Source organism: Weizmannia sp. CD-2023, from assembly GCF_036225245.1.
GTDB classification, from domain to species: Bacteria; Bacillota; Bacilli; order Bacillales; family Bacillaceae_C; genus Weizmannia; species Weizmannia faecalis.
This window is the reverse complement of the sequence record NZ_JARTJQ010000081.1, coordinates 21,445-42,367: the sequence shown is the minus strand read 5'-3', so window position 1 is coordinate 42,367 and position 20,923 is coordinate 21,445. Positions and strand designations below refer to the sequence as shown.

At 46.7% G+C, this 20,923-nt stretch carries 18 protein-coding genes, 1 pseudogene and 1 riboswitch; of the genes and pseudogenes, 7 read left to right on the top strand and 12 right to left on the bottom strand.

Annotated elements, in window-relative coordinates; all coding sequences use genetic code 11:
* A pseudogene (locus P9687_RS17350) lies at positions 1-70 on the bottom strand (Rpn family recombination-promoting nuclease/putative transposase); the annotation flags it as partial.
* Between the two features lie 268 nt (positions 71-338).
* Between P9687_RS17350 and P9687_RS12105 the strand changes: the two are divergent.
* Entirely contained in the window at positions 339-1,424 is a 1,086-nt protein-coding gene (locus tag P9687_RS12105; RefSeq protein WP_014096387.1) for a glycosyltransferase, read from the top strand.
* Positions 1,421-2,035, top strand: coding sequence for a glycerol-3-phosphate acyltransferase (locus tag P9687_RS12100; protein WP_014096388.1), 615 nt, complete (start codon positions 1,421-1,423; stop codon positions 2,033-2,035). Before P9687_RS12105 ends, P9687_RS12100 begins: the two co-directional genes overlap by 4 nt.
* A 322-nt stretch (positions 2,036-2,357) precedes the next feature.
* Here the strand turns inward: P9687_RS12100 and P9687_RS12095 are convergent, their stop codons facing one another.
* From P9687_RS12095 to P9687_RS12065, 7 genes are all read right to left on the bottom strand, one after another.
* On the bottom strand, positions 2,358-3,401 hold the full coding sequence (locus P9687_RS12095) for a ribonucleotide-diphosphate reductase subunit beta (RefSeq protein ID WP_014096389.1): 1,044 nt from the start codon (positions 3,399-3,401) through the stop codon (positions 2,358-2,360).
* Positions 3,346-3,828, bottom strand: a complete 483-nt coding sequence (locus P9687_RS12090) for a flavodoxin (protein ID WP_014096390.1) — start codon at positions 3,826-3,828, stop codon at positions 3,346-3,348. Before P9687_RS12090 ends, P9687_RS12095 begins: the two co-directional genes overlap by 56 nt.
* Positions 3,813-6,047, bottom strand: a complete 2,235-nt coding sequence (locus P9687_RS12085) for a ribonucleoside-diphosphate reductase subunit alpha (protein ID WP_014096391.1) — start codon at positions 6,045-6,047, stop codon at positions 3,813-3,815. Before P9687_RS12085 ends, P9687_RS12090 begins: the two co-directional genes overlap by 16 nt.
* Positions 5,998-6,216 carry a hypothetical protein gene (locus P9687_RS12080; RefSeq protein WP_158657222.1) on the bottom strand — a complete coding sequence of 73 codons (219 nt, stop codon included), beginning with the start codon at positions 6,214-6,216 and terminating at the stop codon, positions 5,998-6,000. The genes P9687_RS12085 and P9687_RS12080 overlap by 50 nt, the downstream gene beginning before the upstream one ends.
* A riboswitch (cobalamin riboswitch) is annotated at positions 6,174-6,369 on the bottom strand. It overlaps the preceding gene by 43 nt.
* A gap of 1,148 nt (positions 6,370-7,517) precedes the next feature.
* Positions 7,518-7,739 carry a heavy-metal-associated domain-containing protein gene (locus P9687_RS12075; protein WP_017553182.1) on the bottom strand — a complete coding sequence of 74 codons (222 nt, stop codon included), beginning with the start codon at positions 7,737-7,739 and terminating at the stop codon, positions 7,518-7,520.
* A gap of 21 nt (positions 7,740-7,760) precedes the next feature.
* Positions 7,761-9,704, bottom strand: coding sequence for a heavy metal translocating P-type ATPase (locus P9687_RS12070; RefSeq protein WP_328228670.1), 1,944 nt, complete (start codon positions 9,702-9,704; stop codon positions 7,761-7,763).
* 202 nt (positions 9,705-9,906) lie between these two features.
* A complete protein-coding gene (locus tag P9687_RS12065; protein WP_035182739.1) occupies positions 9,907-10,659 on the bottom strand; it encodes a Crp/Fnr family transcriptional regulator in 753 nt (250 codons plus the stop codon).
* Between the two features lie 72 nt (positions 10,660-10,731).
* Here P9687_RS12065 and P9687_RS12060 point away from each other — a divergent pair, with 72 nt between their 5' ends.
* Positions 10,732-10,890: an ATP-binding protein gene (locus P9687_RS12060; RefSeq protein WP_017550597.1), complete on the top strand. Its 159-nt coding sequence runs from the start codon at positions 10,732-10,734 to the stop codon at positions 10,888-10,890.
* Between the two features lie 13 nt (positions 10,891-10,903).
* On the opposite strand, the gene uvrC is transcribed toward P9687_RS12060, so the two are convergent.
* Positions 10,904-11,989: an excinuclease ABC subunit UvrC gene (gene uvrC / locus P9687_RS12055; RefSeq protein ID WP_052042116.1), complete on the bottom strand. Its 1,086-nt coding sequence runs from the start codon at positions 11,987-11,989 to the stop codon at positions 10,904-10,906.
* A complete protein-coding gene (locus P9687_RS12050) occupies positions 11,986-12,447 on the bottom strand; it encodes a flavodoxin (RefSeq protein WP_014096398.1) in 462 nt (153 codons plus the stop codon). Before P9687_RS12050 ends, uvrC begins: the two co-directional genes overlap by 4 nt.
* A 766-nt stretch (positions 12,448-13,213) precedes the next feature.
* On the opposite strand from P9687_RS12050, the gene gnd reads away from it, so the two are divergent.
* The 4 genes from gnd to P9687_RS12030 all read left to right on the top strand — a co-directional run bounded on the left by gnd (position 13,214) and on the right by P9687_RS12030 (position 18,312).
* Positions 13,214-14,122 (top strand): phosphogluconate dehydrogenase (NAD(+)-dependent, decarboxylating), encoded by a 909-nt coding sequence (gene gnd / locus P9687_RS12045; RefSeq protein ID WP_061565653.1) that lies wholly within the window; start codon positions 13,214-13,216, stop codon positions 14,120-14,122.
* Between the two features lie 60 nt (positions 14,123-14,182).
* Positions 14,183-14,875, top strand: coding sequence for a GntR family transcriptional regulator (locus tag P9687_RS12040; RefSeq protein WP_017550602.1), 693 nt, complete (start codon positions 14,183-14,185; stop codon positions 14,873-14,875).
* A gap of 150 nt (positions 14,876-15,025) precedes the next feature.
* A complete protein-coding gene (gntK, locus tag P9687_RS12035; RefSeq protein WP_260832256.1) occupies positions 15,026-16,582 on the top strand; it encodes a gluconokinase in 1,557 nt (518 codons plus the stop codon).
* A gap of 401 nt (positions 16,583-16,983) precedes the next feature.
* Positions 16,984-18,312 (top strand): GntT/GntP/DsdX family permease, encoded by a 1,329-nt coding sequence (locus P9687_RS12030; protein ID WP_046721526.1) that lies wholly within the window; start codon positions 16,984-16,986, stop codon positions 18,310-18,312.
* Positions 18,313-18,403: 91 nt separating this feature from the next.
* Here P9687_RS12030 and treR read toward each other — a convergent pair whose 3' ends face one another.
* Positions 18,404-19,123 (bottom strand): trehalose operon repressor, encoded by a 720-nt coding sequence (gene treR, locus P9687_RS12025; protein ID WP_061565655.1) that lies wholly within the window; start codon positions 19,121-19,123, stop codon positions 18,404-18,406.
* Positions 19,124-19,163: 40 nt separating this feature from the next.
* Positions 19,164-20,840, bottom strand: coding sequence for an alpha,alpha-phosphotrehalase (gene treC, locus P9687_RS12020; RefSeq protein WP_328228669.1), 1,677 nt, complete (start codon positions 20,838-20,840; stop codon positions 19,164-19,166).
* Positions 20,841-20,923 lie beyond the last annotated feature (83 nt).

Here is a 20,923-nt window from a genome sequence, read left to right as displayed (position 1 = left end):
TTTGGATCAGCTCCTTAAAAAAACGATCATGCACGTGATAACCGGCATGTTTTTCCATTACAAGTTCCAAAGGCAGCACTCCTTTTCTTATTTTTCAGTTTTATTATAAAGGACAAACGTTCGTTTTTCAAGTGGTGGGCACACTATTTTTTCAAATTTCATCTGCCATGCCCTCAGAACAGGAGGGGCAGACGCAAAACCATCATTCTATCTGCATGCTAACTTTTTCCTTCCGGGAAGCCCTGATGTAAAATAGAGATACAAAATTCATCTTAACTGCTTTGCCATACAAATTTACCCTACGTTCACTCTATACAGCAGAACAGGAAGTGGTGAACATGTCTGCCATTTTATTCTGGTTTATTTTATGCGGCCTGCTGACGGGATTCGTCCTTTTCCGTAAGCGCCCTTTACCGCAAGCACACGGCACAGCCGGGCGGGAAAAGATATCCGTTATTATTCCGGCAAGAAATGAAGAAAACACCCTGCCTGCCCTGTTGGATTCTTTAAACAAGCAAACAACCAAACCCGGTGAAATCATTGTGGTGGACGACCATTCCGAAGACAAAACAAAAGAAACAGCAGAAAAATTCGGTGTCACCGTCGTTTCTGCGCCTGATCTTCCGGATGGATGGACCGGAAAAACGTGGGCCGTCTGGAACGGTTACGTGAAATCCACCGGGGATCTGCTTATCTTTCTCGATGCCGACATCCGCCTTGCTGAACACGCCATCAGCTCTCTTGTTACAGCACAAAAACAGCAGGGAGGCGCCATCTCTGTCGTTCCATACCATCTTACTGAAAAATTTTATGAGAAACTGGCAATGGTTCTGAACCTGCTCGGGATTTTCTCATTCACCTCGCCGTTTGAGCGCCTAAACCGACAAAAAGGGCTTTATGGTGCCTGTATTTGTGTATCAAGAGAAGATTATGACAAAATTGGCGGGCACGGGAATATCCGCGCTGAAATGCTGGACGACCTGAACTTAGGCGCCCGTTTTCAACAGGCTGGCATTCCGGTCACCAATTTTACCGGAAGCGGGCTCGTCTTCTTCCACATGTATCCCGGCGGTTTCAGCCATGAGCTGCAAGGATTTGCAAAAGGGGCGGTGTTAAGCACATCAGCCATTCATCCTTTTACAATTGCGGCTGTAGTTTTCTGGATTCTCGGTCTGCTCATATCCGAGCTCGGCTGCTTCTCCGGCATCCCTTACTTTGTTGCGGGGTATTTGCTGTATGCCGCCCAAATCTATTATTTTAACCGGCATACGGGAAACTTTGGCATCCTGCATCCTTTATTTCACTTTTTATCGATGATTTTTTTCCTGGTTGTCATCCTGTATTCCCTTTATCAGTCCCATTTTCGTAAAAAAGTGCTTTGGAAAGGCAGATACATTGATGTGGGAAGGGGGCAAAACAAATGACTTTTTTATTATCAGCACTTTGTTTTCTTTCCGGTTCGCTGATGTTTTCTTACTGGATCGGCTTGTTATTAAACGTCAATATTCGCAAAACCGGGGACGGAAACCCTGGTGCAGCAAACCTTTGGAAAAAAGCCGGTTACAAATTTGGGCTGCTTGGCATTGCGGGTGACTTCGGCAAAGGTTTTCTTCCAGTTTGGCTGATCATAAAATCGGGGGCGGTCCCATCGCACAAGGCGTTGATTCCCATTGCCCTGGCACCGATTGCCGGGCATGCCTTTTCCCCTTTTTTAAAGGGAAACGGTGGAAAAGGCCTTGCCGTAAGCTTCGGCGTATGGAGCGCATTGACCAAATTTCGCATATCCCTCACTTATGCCGTTATTCTTGCATGCTTTTATGTCCTAGCAAAGGTGGTGAAAAAAGGCAAAAAAACAACCAGCAGTGAAGACAGCCTGCAAACGACAACCGGATTCCTGCTGCTATCCCTCTTTCTCATTTTTCAAAAATATCCTCGTTTTCTCTTATGGATCTGGCTGGGCAACTTCATCATCCTGCTGTGGAAAAATAAAAAAGCGCTCATGCGTTTGAAAAAGGAAAAGCATTTCACCACGTAATTGGGGCTTGCTGAACGAATCCAATTCTGAGTTTGCACCCTATTTGTCCGTAAACGCTGTCTAAAAATATCTCGTTTGTATTGGCTTTTGAATGCAAGTTTTTCCCTAAATTGGTTGTAAACCCCTTGCATTTAAATTTTTGCCAAATCCGTCAGCATCCTTGCCAAATCTAGAAATTTTGCTTATTCAGCAAGCCCTAGTTGGCATGCAAAAAGCGGGAATCACTCCCGCTTTTTTGCTAGTGCCATCCATCAGATCTTTTTTTGCCGTTTTCTTTCCGAAAATATTTTTTCACCGTGCTGCAAACTGTGTTCTAGACAGATTACAGCTCATCAAATCCGTTCAAATCGCTCACTTTTGTATAAGAACGGGACTTTTGTTCAAAGAAATCCGTTTTGGTTGCATCGAAATTATCAGCATAGGCGCGAATCCATTTCATCGGATTTTCAACATGTTCCGGGTACAGCTCGCTTAATCCGATCATGCGCAGCATTTTATTGGCACGGTATTTAATAAAACCTGCCATTTCCTCAAGATCGATCCCTTCCACGTCCTGGAGCACGTATTCCGACCACTCGGTTTCCAAGTCAACGGACTCGCGGAACCGGGCATATACCCAATCGGAAAAGGCCGGCGTGTTCAATTCCGGATGTTCGGAAAGCACCGCGCGGATCAGTTCCGAAATAAAGCGCCCGTGTTCCAGCTCATCGCGGTTAATATAACTGATCATCGTCGATGTGCCGACCATTTTGTTCTGCCGCGCCAGATTATAAAAGAAAGCAAAACCGGAATAAAAGAACAACCCTTCCAGCAGTGTCGAATACACGAGCGTTTTCACAATATCTTCCACATCCGGCTGCTGGGCAAACGCATTGTATTGCTCCATCAGTTTTTTGTTTCGCTTTAGCAGCACCGGATCTTTCCGCCCGATTTCAAACGCTTCATTTTGTTTATCAAGGGACACGACGGACGATAAAATATAAGAATAACTCTCATTGTGGACAGCTTCCTGCTGGGCAATCACCGCCAAAATCGATTGGATGGACGGATCGGTCGCATACAGTGAAGCAAGCAAAATCGTCCTCGTTTGTGAAGAATCGAGCGTTGCCAGCAGGCTGATGATTTTCAAAAACGTTTCCTGCTCTTTTTCCGATAACAGCGGGAATTGTTTCACATCTGTTGACATATTCACTTCATCCGACTGCCAGTAATTCCCCAACAATCGTTTATACGTCTTATACCAGTGCGGATAAGCAAGATCATTCCAGTTTAAAATTCCGCTTGACTTTCCTCCGAATAAGGCAGTCGCTTTATTCGGGTGAACCGGATCCAACGTTTTCGCTTTTTCCAGCAAAGCGTTTGACATCTTCCAGCACTCCTTCTATCCATTTTTCCACTTCTTTTTCCTGGCTTCCCCTCGGAGACTGTTCAATTTTTAACGGTTCCCATGGGCTATTATAAAATTTTGCAAGTTTGCGGGCGGCCAGGCAGAATAAATCATCACCGCCAAATTGCGTTTCCCCCGTTCCAAACACAGCGACATTGGGAGGTTTCCAGCCAATTTCCAGAACAAAATCCTTCACTTCTTCAGGCGTGGCGCCCCGTTCCCATGTGAAAGTTCCGACCAGGATCAAATCATAGTCGCGCGGCGAAAACGGCGGGGAAATGCCGATTTCGTGCATGTCCACCGCCATCCCGCGCGCCCTGCACCAGGATGCCAGCAGTTCCGCCGTTTCTTTTGTATTGCCACTATAGGATAAGTACGCAATCAGCACTTTCAACTTTGGCACCACTCGCATTCTTCCACTTCATTGGAGGTCGAGCGCACATAATAGGTCGTTTTCAAGCCGGACTTCCAAGCTTGCAGATGGAGATCAAGCAACACTTGCGCGCGGATATTGTACGGCACATAAAAATTGAAAGAGATGCTCTGGTCAATATGTTTTTGCCTTGCCGCATTCTGCCGGACGGACCATCTTTGGTCAAGTTTATAAGCCGAACGGCGGTAAATGTTGTACGTCCGGTGGTCTAAATCAGGCGCTGTAACCGGAAATCTGTAATCCTTTTTTTCTTCCATATAATAAGGCTGGAAAACCGGGTCAATGCTTGCTGTCGAGCCGGCAATAATCGAAGTGGTCGCATTCGGTGCAACCGCCATTAAATATCCGTTCCGCAAGCCGTATTTTTTCACTTCTTCAGCAAGCGCCAACCAGCGTTCACTTGTGTAGCCTTTACCGGTAAAATAAGCGCCGGTGCTCCACTTGCTGCCTGGAAATGCCGGATAGCTGCCTTTTTCCCTGGCTAATTCCATGCTGCTTTTAATCGCATAGTAGGCAATGTTTTCGTACAGTTTATCCGCATATTCGACGGCTGCTTCCGTTTCCCATTCAATTCCCTCAAGTGCCAGCAAATGATGCCAGCCAAATGTGCCAAGCCCGACCGCACGGTACTTTTTGTTCGTGATTTGCACTTGTTTAATGGGCAACGTATTGACATCAATCACATGATCGAGCATGCGGACCTGGATGCGGATAAGCCGTTCGAGCACCCCGTCCGGGACAGCTTTCCCAAGATTGATGGAACTCAAGTTACAGACGACATAATCCCCGGAACGGTATTTCTTTACGATCACATTTTCTTCTTTGATCCATTCTTCAATCAGCTCAGTCGGGGACTGGTTCTGGGCAATTTCCGTGCATAAATTGGAGCAGTAAATGATCCCTTTGTGGCTGTTCGGGTTTTGCCGGTTCACTTCATCGCGGTAAAACATAAACGGCGCTCCTGTTTCAAGTTGCGATCTCATGATGCGCTTCATAATCTCGATCGCCGGAACTTTCCTTTTCGAACGGAGATCGGCATGGATGCACGCCTCATATTTTTCACGCCAGCTCCCTTTTCCCTTCTCTTCATCGTAAAAATCTTCAAGAGCAAACCCCATGACTTCTTTTACTTCATGCGGATCAAAAACATACCAGTCCCCGCGCTTTTCCACCTGTTCCATAAAATAATCTGGGATGCACACGCCTGTATAAATATCGCGGGCACGGAGCCGGTCATCGCCGTTATTTAACTTCAAATCGAGAAAATCTTCAATGTCGCGGTGCCACACATCGAGGTAGACGGTAATGGCGCCTTTTCTTGTCCCGAGCTGGTCAACGCTCACTGCCGTGTTGTTCAGTTGTTTGATCCACGGCACCACACCACTCGACATGCCCGGGAAACCTTTAATCGCGCTTCCCCGTCCACGGATTTTTCCCATATACACACCGATCCCGCCGCCGTTTTTCGAAAGCTGGGCGATGTCGGTGTTACTGTCATAGATTGATTGCAGGCTGTCCGCCACTGTATCAATGAAACAACTCGAGAGCTGGCCATGCGTTTTGCCCGCATTCGCGAGCGTCGGGGTTGCGACCGTCATGTACAGATTGCTGAGTGCCCAGTACGCTTCCTTCACATGTTCCATCCGGGTTTCCTGCTGTTCATCCTGCATCAGGTACATCGCAATCACCATCCAGCGCTCTTGCGGCAGTTCATAGACATGCTTTTCAAAATCACTTGCCAGATAACGGGTTACGAGCGTATAGAGGCCGGGATACGTAAAAAGCAAATCCTTCTCCGGGTCGATTAGGCGGCCGAGCGTTTCTATTTCCTGCTTTGTATATTTGTCAAGCAGTTTTGGAGAATAAATGCCTTTTTCTACCAGCTGCCTGATCAAATCATAGAAAGACCCGTACTTGAGGGTTGGATCATAATGCCGGTTTTTGGCGGCTTCGGCATAAAGCTTATGTAAGTAAATTCTCGCTGCAAAGAATGTCCAGGCCGCACCTGCTTCATCGATATTTTCAAGGGCATGTTTAATAAGTAGATCTGTTTTTTCCACCAAAGAGGCATCCTGGTCCCATAACTTTAAAATCTTTTCCTTATAAGCGCCGGTTTCAATCTCCAGGCCTGCAGACATTTGATCAATGAGCTGCAAAATCATTTCTTTTGATTCCAGTTGAATAGATATCACGTTTTCTCCTCCCTTTTTTGAACGCAAAAAAACCGTTCATTTCAGGGGGATGAACGGCAAAAACGGCAGAAAAACAGCATCCGTGATCATCTGTTTTACCGTTTCCCGTTCCCGCACCCCGAAGAATAGAAACTTCAAGTATTGGCAGGTCTCCTGGCTTGTGTTTCATTCTAATGAAGCCCTTCCCATACCGCCGCCAAAAAAAGCAGCCGGTACAGTGGTTTGCTCTTTCGTCCACACTGACAGTTGCGGGGGCAGCTCCGGTTTCCCACCGGATTCCCTTTTCAGGCATCTCAAAGCCACCAATACTCGCATACTATATTTAGTATTTTTTTGTTTTAGAATTTCTATATGTTGTTATCCTACCATATTCGACAAAAGATATCAATCCTCAGTTACGTTGAATATGTTTCAAGTTTGTCCGTAAAAAGATGCCGAATACGGAGCAGCCTTCTTCGCCTTTTTCCTTAAGGAATGGATTTTCACAGTCCGTTATCCATTTTAGACGATTGAGGGAGCAGGTACAATACATCGGTTTGACTTTACCCATTAAATTTCTCCCCCACACATGACATTGCAAAAAACCAGAAGCACAATGGCAAAAATTTTAAGCGTTTCCTTCTCATAGGGGCGCTCTTCGTAAAGCACTGGTGAAAATGTGGGCTGCTGCCTTCACATAGAACCCGGCTACGTTAAGGGAGCATGGAAAAACGAAGGTCTTTCTTCACATAGAGCCCGGCTATGTTAAGAAAGCGTGGAAAAATGAAGGGCTTTCTTAACATAGAGCCCATCTACGTTAAGGAAGAACGGAAAAATGAAGATCTTCCTTCACATAGGGCGCGGCTATGTTAAGGAAGCTTGAAAAAACGGAGGTCTTCCTTTACATAGAGGGCGGCTACGTTAAGGAAACACGGAAAATTGACGGCCTTCCTTTACATAGAGTGCGGCTACGTTAAGAAAGCTTGAAAAAATGACGGCCTTCCTTCACATAGAGCCCGGCTACGTTAAGAAAGCTTGCAAAATTGACGGCCTTCCTTCACATAGAACCCGGCTATGTTAAGGAAGCTTGCAAAATTGACGGCCTTCCTTCACGTAGAACCGGCTACGTTAAGAAAGCATGCAAAAACGACGGCCTTCCTTCACATAGAACCCGGCTACGTTAAGAAAGCATGCAAAAACGACGGCCTTCCTTCACATAGAGCCCAGCTACGTTAAGGAAGCACGAAATAACGAAGATCTTCCTGTTAAGGAAGCTTGAAAAAAACGGAGGCCTTCCTTCACATAGAACCTGTCTACGTTATAGAGGCAATCCCGATTAGCCCGTTATTCCCGCCCCTTTCAAGCAGCAGTTGCAAAAATGAAAAAGTTGATCCAACAACCGCGACCTTTCTGGGCTGATTCGTATACGTCTTTCAGGTTGCAAAAAAAGAAAAGGTTGGGACCAACAACTGGCCTCAACCTTATCCTTTTTTAATTCGTCTTCACTGCTTGAACTTGATAGCCTGTTTTTTCAACGATTTCTTTCAACTCATCTGTTGAAACCTTTGCCTCGTCGAAATCTACTTTTGCCTTGCTGGCGTTGAAAAGTACTTTCACATTTTCCACGCCTTCCACTTTGTCCAGCGCGCCTTCTATTTTTTTCATACAAGACGGACAGGTTAACGTTTCTAATTGCATCACGGCTTTTTTCATTCCGTTTCCCTCCTTTTGTTTTTATTTTACATGCCGCACCGGTTTCCGTAATTGATCTCCATCAAGTTCGCCCATTTTGCTGATCTTGAACTTCTGCCGTCCGCCTTTTGGTGCAAACCCGATCAACCGCATCGCATTGAGAATAACAGCTAAAACGCTGCCTTCATGGACAAACATGCCGGCTGCAAGGTCTACCTGCCCCCGGAGAACCCCAACAAGCAAAAATACGACGACCGCCAATGCCACTGCTATATTCTGTTTCATATTCCGCATCGTTTTTTTCGAAAGGGCAAAGGCATGGACATATTGGGAAAGCTTGTCTGCCATCAAAACGATATCAGCCGTTTCGATAGAGATATCCGTTCCGCCTTTCCCCATGGCAAGCCCGATATCTGCCGTTGCAATCGCAGGGGCATCATTCATGCCGTCTCCTGCCATCGCCACAACAGCTCCTTCCTCTTTCAGTTTCTTCACATAGTCCACTTTTTCATCCGGAAGCAGCTCTGCATGAAAGGCATCAATACCCAATTGGTTGGCGACGGCTCGGGCGGTATGGCGGTTATCGCCTGTTAACATGACGATCCTTTTGATCCCGGCAGCGCGCATGTCCTCCAAGGCAGCCCGGGCATCTTCACGGATTTGGTCGGCGATGGACAGAATGGCTTCCAACTTTCCATTGACCGCAATAAAAATAGCAGTATTCCCCATTTTTTCACGATCGGTTGCGTAACTGCCCGCTGATGGAGAAATGGTGATGCCTTGTGCTTCCATCAATTTGCGGTTCCCCACAGTAATGGCTATGCCATCAATGGTTGCCGTCATGCCTTTCCCTTTTATCGCTTCACCTTCCTGCAAGTGATACCGGTTAAACGGGATGCCCCTTGCTTCTGCTTCTTTCACAATCGTTTGGCCGAGCGGGTGTTCAGAAACGGTTTCCGCCTTGGCCACAAGCCCGAGCACTTCCTCTTCGCGCCTTGTGCCAAGCAGGTGCAAATCCGTGACTTCCGGCTTCCCTTTTGTCAGCGTGCCGGTTTTATCAAATACGAGCGTATCCACTTTTGACAGTTTTTCCATCACATCCCCGCCTTTGATCAGCGCACCGTGTTTCGCGCCGTTTCCAATTCCCGCTACGTTTGACACGGGAGCGCCAATCACGAGCGCACCTGGGCAGGCAATGACCAGGAAGGTAATCGCTTTGTGAAAATCACGGGTAAAAACAAACACGGCGAGTGCAAGGATGACAATCGCCGGTGTGTAATAGTTTGCAAACCGGTCGAGGAAACGTTCGGTTTTCGATTTTGCATCCTGTGCTTCTTCCACCAGTTCAATCATCTTTGCAAAGGTTGTGTCATTCCCGACCTTTTCAGCGATCATTTCGATATAGCCGTTATCTAAAATCGAGCCGCTAAAAACAGGATCGTTTTCTTTTTTCATGACGGGTGCCGGTTCCCCGGTAACCGCTGATTCGTTCACGAATGCCCGGCCCTTTGCAATGGTCCCGTCAACCGGAATTTTGCCGCCCGGGAGGACAACCAGCTTGTTCCCTACCCGGACGCGATCTGCGGCCGTTTTTTTTCGGGTTCCGTCTTCTTGAAGCAAGATCGCTTCCTGCGGGGCCATATCTGCCAATTGCTTTAAAGACGAACGGGTTTTCTTTAATGTCCTGGCTTCTAAATAATCGCCGAACAAAAACAGAAGAGTGACGGCTGCGGATTCCATATATTCGTGGATCAGGAAGGCACCTGCAACCGCCACCGTAACGAGCAACTCAATACTGAACGTTTTCATCCTCGCCGCTTGCCAGGCTTTGATGGCGATGGGAAGGACAGCAGCAACGGTTGCCGCCATCAAAAAACCGTCCCTCCAGGCGTAAAAGCCCATCCAGTTCATCCATAAACCAAGAACGATCAAAACGCCGGCGATCCATGCCAGATGATGCTTATGTTGATGGATTTGTTCTAACATTGGAACTCCCCCTCACCTGTTATACGATTATTTTAAAAGAGCCACTTGCTTTCATCATTGACCCTTGTCAAGATTTTTTTAAAAATACACCGCAGGCCGGGTCCATTGAAAAAATGCGCAGGCAAAATTTTGGACACACAAAAAGCGGCGGGTCACCATTATTAGTGGTTTCCCGCCGCTTGTTTATTTTTTCAGCACTTTTTCAGTGGTGGCCGCCGGCTGACGTTGCCTCATCTGCATACAATAACAGCTCGTCCAAGTCAGGAATTTTGACTTTCTTATTTGGCAACTGTTCTATTAATCCCTGTTTTTCCAGATTTGTAAACTTTCGGCTGATGGTTTCGGGGGTTGTTCCAAGATAAGAAGCCAAATCTTTTTTAGACATTGGCAAGGCAATCACTGTATCATTCGTCCCGCTTTGTTCCACACAACTGGCTAAAAAGGAGATGATTCTGGATTCCACATTTTCGACCGCTACCCGGGCCGTTTGTTTTTCCGATTCTTCCAAACGCTTTGTGATTTCCGTTAAGATTTTTAAAGCGATTTGGGGATATGCCAGCAAATAGGCTTGAAGGTCCTTCTGTTTCATCCTGCAGATGGTCGAATCCTGCAGGGCCTCTGCGTAATTTTCATGAATTTCCCCCGGTTGAAAAACAGCCAGCTCGCCGGTAAAATCACCCGGATTTAATATGCGGACAAGCTGCTCCTTTCCCGAATCTGCCAACCGGTAAATCCTTACTTTTCCGGTATGGATAATATACAGCGTATCATCTCTTTCCCCTGCCCGGAAAAGTATTTCCCCCTTTTGTAATGCCAGCGTTTCAACAGACGCCCCGATCTTCGCCATCTGTTCTTCTTCCAGATGGTTGAAAATAGGCACGAGCCGTATGCATCCCGCATGGCTTTTACAACCATGCCCGGGATGGGAACCATGGATATGATGATGGCACTCCATGTGATGAGCCCCCTAAAAAAAATTTAGTTTTGCCCAAGCTCTTATTGTCATATGATGATGGCTTAGCTTCTCATGCCATTTTACCCGGAAAACGCTTTACAGACAAGTGATCCCGGCCTCGGTATGGCGATTACGAAACAGCTCGTGGAACTTCACGGGGGCTCTATCAATGTAAAAAGCGAACCTGGCAAAGGCACTGCAGTACGCATTCTTTTGCCGATATTGCCGTGAAATATGCGGCAGTCTACACCGTTTCAAGCTCCATTAACGAAACCTTTTCTTCCAGCGCAATACGCGCATTTTTAGTTGCCAGCTGCACCATTTCTTTTTTCTGCCCGCGTTTCGGCTGCACGATACGGGCGGAAACGCATATTTCGGCCGCTTCCTTCCCAACTGCTGCCGGAATGAGCATTTCCTTTGGCAACGTATTGCCACTCTCGCCATAAAAATGCTGTAAAAAGTCAAGAAATGCCCTTTTCGGTTCCTTACTTCCAATTGGTCTGAAAATAACCTCCCGCTCTATAATCCTGCCGTCCCGCATATAAAAAACGTGGACACACATGAACCCGTCTTGAACAGCAAAGCCGAATATATCCCGGCTTACAGGGTCGTTCAGCACGATATTTTGATCTTCCATGGTCACTTCAATTTGCATGATTTGTTCCTTCAGTTGTTCCGCTTTTTCAAAATCAAGCTTTTTTGCTGCCTGCATCATTTCTTTTTTCATGTCTTTTAAAACTGCTCGGTAACCGCCGTGGAAAAAATGGACAATTTTGCGGATTTGTTCCTTGTATTCTTCTTCACCCACTTCCCTTGCACAGGTGCCAATGCACAGTCCAAGCTGGTAATACAGGCAGGGGCGGGTGCTTGATTCCGGACAACGCCTGAGCGGATAAAGCCTGTCCAGTACTTTTTTTGTCTCCGCTGCCGCCCGGGCATTCGGAAACGGGCCGAAATATTTCCCTTTATCACGGCCTGCTTCGCGCGTTAAAATGAGCTGAGGGTGCCGTTCATCCGTAATTTTGATAAAGGGGTAGCTTTTATCATCTTTTAGCATAATATTGTATTTCGGCCGGTACTGCTTAATCAGATTCATTTCCAGCACCAAAGCCTCCGTGTTGGTCGCTGTGACGATCCATTCCAGATCAAAAATCTCTCCGACAAGCTGGGTTGTTTTTTCATCATGGGAACCGGTAAAGTAAGAGCGTACCCGGTTTTTCAGCTTTTTTGCCTTTCCAACATAAATGATTTCCCCTTCCCGGCTTTTCATCAAATAGCATCCCGGCTCTTCTGGCAAAAGGGAAAGCTTGTGCAGGATGACGGTGTTCATTGCTGCACCAGTCCTAACTCGCGGCAGCGTAAATCAAGTTTCCGGGCAAAATCTTTGCAGGCAGTTTCGATTTCCTCATCCGGGACGACATCCACTTTTAACCCGTCCAAAAGCAGCTCGCACCCCTGCTTTTTCAATGCTTCCTCCATCGTATCCACCGCGGTGGCGAAATGCTCGTAAAAAGAGTCGCCGGCGCCAAACACCGCACCTTTTTTGCCGGTTAAATCGACTTCCGGAAGTTCCTCATAAAAATCGATCATCTCATCCCAAAGATCGCCCTCGTCCCATGTATTTGCGCCGATCAGAATCAGATCATAACCGGTAAGTTCATGCGCGCTTGTATTGGTTGATTCTGCTATATCAACGGCATAACCCGCTTCTGTCAGGGCTGCCGCAATTTGTTCTGCCATAAATTCGGTTGTACCTGTCATGGTTGAATACACAATGATCGTTTTCATCTTTTTTCACTCCGATCTGTTGAATTCCCCCTCCCTTTATTCTATATCAATTGTGAAAATCTGCATTTGATCTGCATCAAGTTTAGATACCAACTGAAAATTTCCATGCGGACCGGCGGGCATATCTCTCAGACTATGAAAAAGTTGAAATCGAAAATATTTTACTTTCCCGCAACAAAATGGCCATTTTTTAAAGGAATTTCCTTATTGTTTGATTAATAATGATAGATGAAGAATTGGTAAAAATGTGATGGAAAAAGATGGACAGGCATTACGCGGATTGGTAAAAAGTGTTAATAAAAAGGGGGCCGGGTCATGAAAAAAAGTACAAAAATTATGTTGTTTACAATTATTGGAATACTATTGTTCCTTTGGGTTGTTGGCATAATAAGCTTCTACTCAATATGAGTACAATTAAGAAAGAATCAAAGAGTAAAAAGCCTCGAAACAGCTTAAGAGCCTTTCTTTAGACCTCTAGCCGTTTTGAGGCTCCACACTTAACGGAGGTAAAGCTCTTGGAGCGTCTGGGGAGATCCGATCCAGTTTTATACCACCTGAAACTTCCCATTCCGGATCGATGGAACGCTTGTATGCAGATAAGTGGAAAAAATAGGAATACATTCTCTTCCTTGACAACCCCTGTTCGATAAACTATGATGGATTTGAAAACGAAAACATTTTACTTTTTCACAAAAAAGAAAGCGCTCACGATTCAACTTGTCGACAAGTATACTAATCTTACAATCTTACGAGAGGAGGATCTCTTATGGAAATCGGGATCGTTGGACTTGGAAAAATGGGGTTGAATTTATCACTCAATATGCTGGATCATCAAGTGGATGTAAAGGCGTATGACACGTCCAGAGATGCAACCGCACTGTTGTCATCCCTTGATTCACGGGCAAAATGCTTTCCTTCATTGGAAGCGCTGATCCAAAATCTTGAAGCCCCTAGAAAAATTTGGGTGATGGTGCCGTCCGGGGAACCGACAAACGAAACCATTCACAAGCTCAGCAACTTGCTCAGCGCCGGCGATATTGTAATTGACGGCGGCAACTCTCATTATACCGATTCATGCAGGCATTATACTTTGCTTCAAAACAAAGGCATTCATTTTCTTGATGTCGGCACGTCCGGCGGGATCAACGGAGCCCGGAATGGCGCCTGCCTGATGATCGGGGGAGACAAGCCGGTATTTGATCAGTTGGAGCCCCTTTTTGAAAAAATTTCAGAAAAAGACGGGTATTTATACACCGGAAAACCGGGAAGCGGCCATTTCCTCAAAATGGTGCATAACGGTATTGAATACGGCATGATGGAAGCATTGGCTGAAGGATTTGAAATTCTCGAGAAAAGCCCGTATGACTACGACAACCAGGCTGTTGCAAAAGTGTGGAACCACGGATCCGTCATTCGCAGCTGGCTTGTTGAACTATTGGAAGATGCATTTTCAAAAGACGCCCATCTCGATGAAATCAGTGGTGTCATGGCATCATCCGGGGAAGGCAAATGGACGGTTGAAACCGCACTTGATTTGCAAGCATCCATACCGGTCATTGCCTTATCCTTGATGAACCGGTACCGTTCCCTTGAAAAAGATACTTTTACCGGCAAAGTCGTTGCCGCACTCCGGAATGAATTTGGCGGACATGCAGTAACCCGGTCCGGCCAGTAAGCCGCACTGAAACGGAGACAGGCTTTTCGGATCAAATTTACACGAACGGGAGTTTTGAATATGCTACAGTTCCCTGAACAATGGATGAAAAATGCTTCTCTTGGCGAGCAGATCGCAAATGAATTGCGCCTGCTGATCCTTACAAATGAAATCAAGCCTGGTGACATCATTTCCGAAAACCAGATTGCCCGGAAATACGGAACGAGCCGTTCGCCGGTCCGTGATGCATTGAAAGCCCTTGCCAACGACGGTCTTATTCAATTGGAAAGAATGGGCGCCCGCGTACTGGGAATGGGGCTGACAGATATTCATGAACTGTACGACGTACGTGAAATGATTGAGATTTTTGCGCAGCAAAGAGTGTCTGCTGCTCCTCAGGAACAGTTGATCCAATTCCTGAACGAGACGATCGATAAAATGAAGATTGCAGCAAAATACGAGAATCACAGCGATTTCGCCTATTACGATTTTTCTTTCCATGATCGGATCATCCGCCATGCCGGCCATAAACGGATCTTGAATCTTTGGAATGGCATGAAGTCCTTGATCATGGCCGTACTCCTCGTGACAACGGAAGATGTTTTTGCCCACGGCCCTGACCATCTGGCATGGGTCATTGAAAAACACCGGAAAATCGTAAACAGCCTTTTAACCGGAAATGAAGAAAACGTGGAACAATCTGTTTCTGCTTATTTTAAAGACTCAAAAAGAACACTCGATAAATCTTTTCCGGCAGAGGGAAAAACGGAGTAGGCGCAGCCCGCATGGCGCAGGGTTTTATGTTTCCATTCCTTTTCGGCAATCTGGCCCGGCGGCATCGCTTTTTATTACATTCAAGTTGTCGACAAGTATTCAATGAATTTGCTACGTTCGCTTTAACATACTAAAAAGGAGGCTTTTACGATGCATGACGCCTGTATGATAGGGGTTGATATCGGCACAACCAGCACCAAAGCTGTACTTTACAAAACCGATGGAACCATCATCGCAAATGCCAATCAAGGTTATCCGTTGTATACGCCGGATGCATTTACTGCAGAACAGGATCCGGAGCAGATTTTCCAAGCTGTCCTTCATACCATTCAGGCTGTTACAGCGAAGAGCGGCCAAAGCCCCGAAACAATCCGGTTTGTCAGCTTCAGCTGCGCCATGCACAGTGTCATTCCTGTAGATCGGGAAGGCAAACCGCTTATGCGCTGCATCACCTGGGCGGATAACCGGAGCATCGGCTGGTGCCGCAAACTGAAAGAAGAATTGGGTGGCCATGAAATCTATATGCGGACGGGGACGCCGATCCATCCGATGTCCCCATTGCCAAAACTGATGTGGCTGCGGCATGAAAGGCCTGAAATCTTTCAAAAAGCAGCAAAATTTATTTCAATTAAAGAATATGTTTTTTACCGTTTGTTCCATCAATACGTTGTCGATTATTCCATTGCCTCCTGCACCGGTCTGATGAGAATGGACACCTTGTCCTGGGATGAAGAAGCATTAAAACTGGCCGGATTAACAGCGGACCGGTTATCCAAACCTGTTCCGACCACACAGATCATGAGCGGGCTTGATCCCCAATATGCAGACCAAATGGGGTTGGGCAAAGATACGCCATTTGTGCTCGGCGCAAGCGACGGTGTGCTTTCAAATCTCGGCGTGGACGCGATTGATCCGGGCGTTGTTGCAGTCACCATCGGCACAAGCGGCGCGATCCGGACCGTACTGGACCATCCTGCTGCTGATCCAAAAGGCAGGCTTTTCTGCTATGAATTGACGGAAGATAAATGGGTGGTAGGCGGGCCTGTCAATAACGGAGGCGGCATATTGAGATGGGCAAGGGATGAATTTGCAGCTTCCGAGGTTGAAACGGCAAAGCGGCTTGGCATCAGCCCTTATGATGTGCTGACAAGAATGGCATCGCGTGTGAAGCCGGGTGCGGACGGGTTAATTTTTCAGCCGTATTTCAGCGGTGAACGCGCACCGTTGTGGAACCCGAATGCCCGGGGCGCCTTCTTCGGCCTCACTCTGCATCATGAAAAACAACATATGATCCGGGCCGTGTTGGAGGGCATTATTTACAACCTTTACAGTGTCATGCTGGCCATGAAGGAAAGAACCGGAGAACCGGCACGGATCCAGGCAACCGGGGGATTTGCCCGTTCACCGCTTTGGCGCCAGATGATGGCAGATATTTTCAATCAGCCGGTCAATGTCCCGGAAAGTTTTGAAAGTTCCTGCCTGGGGGCGGCTGTACTTGGCTTGTATGCGGTAGGAGAAGCGGACAGCCTGGATGTCGTTTCCACAATGGTTGGTTCTGTACACAGCCATCAGCCGATCCCGGAAAACGTGGCGGTTTATGAGCAGCTATTCCCGATCTTCATCCGCCTTTCGCGCAAACTGAACGATGAATGGAACGATATTGCTGCTTTTCAACAATCGCAATTTGGAACAGACGCGGAAAAATGAACGATATAAGCTGAATTTGAGTTTTTATATCAAACCCGAGCACCCATGCATGATGCCTATTTTTACAGCAGGCAACAGTACTGCGATATTTATACAGGTATTGGCCGCGGCTTGAATATCCGTTAAAACGAATGCGAGGCAAGCATGAGCCGCGATTTGAAGCATACATTGCCTGACGCCAGCCGCGTTTTAAAGCCGCAGATGAATGCCGGCTCTAGCCGGGTATTTTCGCCGTTTGAACCGGGAATGCTTTTTAGCCGGTTCCAAAAAACAAGCCCTATTTATACATCAGCGGTGTTGCGGCCGGGGGAAAGGCCTCCTGTTTTGCATCAACGGATAAGAGGCCATTCGCTTCATCAGCAATCGTACTCTTAAAATTATTAAAGAAAGCAGTGATTTTCATGAGCAGTGCTTATCTCATCACGATTACCATCCTTGCCATTGCACTCGTCATTGTCGGGGTCACATGGTTAAAATGGCATGCATTCATCAGTCTGTCGGTTGCAAGTTTGGCTCTTGGCCTTGCAGCCGGACTGCCAATCACAAAAATTGTGACAGATTATGAACAAGGTGTCGGGGGTATTCTCAGTTCATTGCTGGGGATTCTTGCACTGGGCACCATTCTAGGGAAAATGATGTCCGAATCAGGCGCCGGTATACAGATTTCAAATTATTTCACCCGGGCATTCGGTGACCGGAATCTTCCATGGGCCACTTTCTTTGCCGGCTTGATTATCAGTATTCCGGTATTTTTTGAAGTCGGCCTTGTCATTTTACTGCCGCTTGTGATTGCGATCCAAAAAACAACGAAGAAAAATCTTTTGCTGATTGCGATCCCGATGATTTCTGCTTTATCCATTTCACACGGCATCGTCCCGCCCCATCCGGGAGCAATGGCAGCGATCGGTATTTTTCATGCCGATGTGGGGCAGGTTTTGCTTTATTCATTGATTGTCGCTTTGCCGGCCGGTATCATTGGCGGCCCGTTATTTGCTCATTACATTAGTAAACGGGTAAAACCGGAAACAGAACCGAAAGTAGTGGCGGCAAATGTTTCGGCAACATCTTATCCGTCTGTCGGGGTTTCCTTTTTTACGATTTTACTGCCAATTATCTTAATGATCGGAACGGTTATTGTACCGTTCGTCCGGATGCCTGCCCAATTGGCCCATTTTTTAAATTTTATCGGAAACCCGTTGATTGCATTATTGATTTCAGTGTTTGTCGCCTATTATTTGCTTGGAACCAGACAGGGCATCGGGCGGAATTTGATCAATAAACTGACCGGGGAGTCCCTCGCTCCTCTTGCCTCGATCATGATGATCATCGGTGCAGGCGGGGCATTTAAACAAGTGCTGATTTCCTCTGGTGTCGGTGATGCGATTGCCCAGGTTGCCACGCAATGGCAGCTTTCCCCGCTTGTCATGGCCTTTGTTGTAGCCGGCCTGATCCGGATCGCAACCGGTTCTGCAACGGTCGCACTGACCACGGCAGCAGGCATCGTCGATCCGATTGTTGTCCACATGACAGGGATCAATCTTCCGCTGTTGGTTATTGCAACCGGTGCAGGATCACTCATGTTCTCCCATGTCAACGATGCCGGTTTTTGGCTTGTTAAAGAATATCTCGGGCTGTCTGTCAAACAGACGTTTAAAACCTGGACCGTATTGGAAACCTTGTTGTCGTTTGCAGCATTCTTTATTGTCCTGATCATCAATCTGTTTGTATAATCAGGAAAAACACGGGAGGATTCCTCCATGCACAAAAATACCCTGGCGAACATTGCCAGGGTATTTTGCACTTGGCTTTAAACAAATCCGCTTACCGGTGCTCCCGCCTCGCGAAATCGACAAACCGGAATTTGTCCAGCCTGTGGCGCGATTCGGTATATTGCAAAAGGCTTGCATCATCCAAATAAACATGGTTCCGGACAACGACGACATGATTGTACTCGTCCATGTCAAGATACTTGTAGTCTTCCTCTGTTGCTTTTTCGACTGTGATTTCTTTTTTCGCAAAGCTGATCACAAGGCCGAGTGTTTTTTCAAAATACTGGTAGAGCGAGATTTCACAAATATCTCTTGTAATCGACGGGACAAACTTTTTCCGGATGTAATCCTTATCCAAAATGATGTTCTCATGGTCAATTTCCCGCGACCGGACTACCTGCCATACTTCTTCTTTTCCGGATATTTTCAACTGCCGGGCCAGGGCATCGTCCGGTCTGATGAGGACAAGTTCATGGACATTCGTGCGCCATGGCTTCCCTGAGCTTTCCGCAATTTCACGGAAGCTGACAAGGCCTGAAACCGGAAAATCAAACTTTTTTACGTCCAGTACAACAGAACCTTTTCCCCGGATTTTTTGAATATAGCCATTCTGGGATAACAGATTGAGGGCTTTCCGGATCGTCTCCCTTGAAGCCCCGAATTGTTCCGCCAAAATATGCTCGGATGGCAGGAGGCTGCCTGCTTCCATCTCCCCGTTTTCGATTTTTTCAGCAAGCTGATGGTAAATCGTGTAATACTTGTTTTCTTTCATTTGGGATCACCACTTGTATTGTACCATGGCAAAAACGGCATTACGATTTTGTCAAAAAGTACACAACAGATTCATACGGACGCAGGGTGAAAGAATGAAAATCCAGAGAAGAATCGGGATAGTTGGAAATCAATATTTCAGCTGCCCCGTCCAGCGTCCCCGGCAGCTCAAACTGCACCGGTTCTCCGTAAAAATTATTCACGACCAGCAGCTTGCTGTCTTCACTTGTCCGCAAATAAGCAAAGATTCGCGGATGATCCGGAAGCAATAGCTGAAAGTCCCCATCTGTGATGACATCATACGTTTTTCTTAACTGAATGAGTTTTTGATAATGGTAAAAAACGGAGTTCGGATCTTTCAGCGCTTTTTCTACGTTAATATCAGGGTAGTTGGAAGCGACCGCAATCCATGGCGTGCCTTCAGTAAACCCGCTGTTTTTCGTACTGTCCCATTGCATCGGCGTACGCGAATTGTCCCTTGATTTCCGCATTAATATTTCCATGATTTCCGCATGGCTTTTTCCACGGCTCTGTAAAATGTTGTACATATTAAGGGACTCGACATCCCGGTACTGTTCAATCCGGTCAAAATGCGCATTGGTCATGCCGATTTCTTCTCCCTGGTAAATATAAGGCGTTCCCTGCATCATATGGATCACCGTTGCCAGCATTTTCGCCGATTCCACCCGGTACTTGCCGTCATCGCCGTATCTTGATACGATTCTCGGCTGGTCGTGGTTGCACCAGAATAAGGCGTTCCAGCCGCCGCCTTTATGCATGCGCGTCTGCCATGTGGACAGAATCTTTTTCAGTGCTAGAAAATCAAAATCGGCAGCCGTCCACTTGTCGCCGTTTTCGTAATCGACCTTCAAATGATGAAACTGAAACACCATGTCCAGCTCACGGGAAGCCGGGTTCGTATAGCGGATGCTGTTTTCAATCGTGGTTGAAGACATTTCCCCGACAGTCATCGCATTATATTTTGAAAACACTTTCTCGTTCATTTCATGCAAAAATTCATGGATGCGCGGGCCGTCCGTATAAAATTTGCGCCCGTCGCCCGGCGGGACTGATCCGTCATCATCGGGGAAATCCTGGTTTTTGGAAATCAAATTGATGACATCAAGGCGGAAGCCGTCAACCCCTTTTTCAAGCCAAAACTTCATCATGGTGTAGACTGCTTCCCGGACTTTTTCGTTTTCCCAGTTCAAGTCCGCCTGTGTCACATCAAACAGGTGCAAGTAGTACTGCCCGGTTTTTTCATCGTATTGCCATGCCGGCCCGCCGAACTTGGAGACCCAGTTGTTCGGTTCTTTCCCGTCTTTCGGGTCCCGCCAAATGTAGTAATCCCTGTACGGGTTGTCTTTCGATGATGCGCTTTCGATAAACCATCTGTGCGCGGTTGAAGTATGGTTGACAACGATGTCCATCATGATTTTTATATTTCGTGCATGCGCTTCTATAAGCAGTTGCTCAAATATTTCCATCGTACCGTACGTCTCATCAATGGCATAGTAGTCGCTGATGTCATATCCGTTATCGCGCTGCGGGGACGGATAAACCGGCGTCAACCAAATGACATCGATGCCAAGCTTTTTCAAATAATCTAGTTTCTCAATAATCCCTTCAAGGTCGCCAATGCCATCCCCGTTTGTATCTTTAAAGCTTTTAGGGTAAATTTGATAGACAACTGCTTTTTTCCACCAAGGTTGTTCCATTTTTTCCACTCCCAAATTGCTATCGTCGTAATGCCATGAAGGCTCGAAATATGATTTGGATGTTAAAGCGATCCAATTTTATA

Coding starts and splice junctions, on each gene's coding strand:
- treC (WP_328228669.1), bottom strand. CDS start 20,840: ATGGAACAACCTTGGTGGAAAAAAGCAGTTGTCTATCAAATTTACCCT.
- P9687_RS12080 (WP_158657222.1), bottom strand. CDS start 6,216: ATGAAACACAAGCCAGGAGACCTGCCAATACTTGAAGTTTCTATTCTT.
- P9687_RS12070 (WP_328228670.1), bottom strand. CDS start 9,704: ATGTTAGAACAAATCCATCAACATAAGCATCATCTGGCATGGATCGCC.
- P9687_RS12040 (WP_017550602.1), top strand. CDS start 14,183: ATGCTACAGTTCCCTGAACAATGGATGAAAAATGCTTCTCTTGGCGAG.
- gnd (WP_061565653.1), top strand. CDS start 13,214: ATGGAAATCGGGATCGTTGGACTTGGAAAAATGGGGTTGAATTTATCA.
- P9687_RS12075 (WP_017553182.1), bottom strand. CDS start 7,739: ATGAAAAAAGCCGTGATGCAATTAGAAACGTTAACCTGTCCGTCTTGT.
- P9687_RS12105 (WP_014096387.1), top strand. CDS start 339: ATGTCTGCCATTTTATTCTGGTTTATTTTATGCGGCCTGCTGACGGGA.
- P9687_RS12095 (WP_014096389.1), bottom strand. CDS start 3,401: ATGTCAAACGCTTTGCTGGAAAAAGCGAAAACGTTGGATCCGGTTCAC.
- P9687_RS12060 (WP_017550597.1), top strand. CDS start 10,732: ATGCCATTTTACCCGGAAAACGCTTTACAGACAAGTGATCCCGGCCTC.
- uvrC (WP_052042116.1), bottom strand. CDS start 11,989: ATGAACACCGTCATCCTGCACAAGCTTTCCCTTTTGCCAGAAGAGCCG.
- P9687_RS12065 (WP_035182739.1), bottom strand. CDS start 10,659: ATGGAGTGCCATCATCATATCCATGGTTCCCATCCCGGGCATGGTTGT.
- treR (WP_061565655.1), bottom strand. CDS start 19,123: ATGAAAGAAAACAAGTATTACACGATTTACCATCAGCTTGCTGAAAAA.
- gntK (WP_260832256.1), top strand. CDS start 15,026: ATGCATGACGCCTGTATGATAGGGGTTGATATCGGCACAACCAGCACC.
- P9687_RS12050 (WP_014096398.1), bottom strand. CDS start 12,447: ATGAAAACGATCATTGTGTATTCAACCATGACAGGTACAACCGAATTT.
- P9687_RS12030 (WP_046721526.1), top strand. CDS start 16,984: ATGAGCAGTGCTTATCTCATCACGATTACCATCCTTGCCATTGCACTC.
- P9687_RS12100 (WP_014096388.1), top strand. CDS start 1,421: ATGACTTTTTTATTATCAGCACTTTGTTTTCTTTCCGGTTCGCTGATG.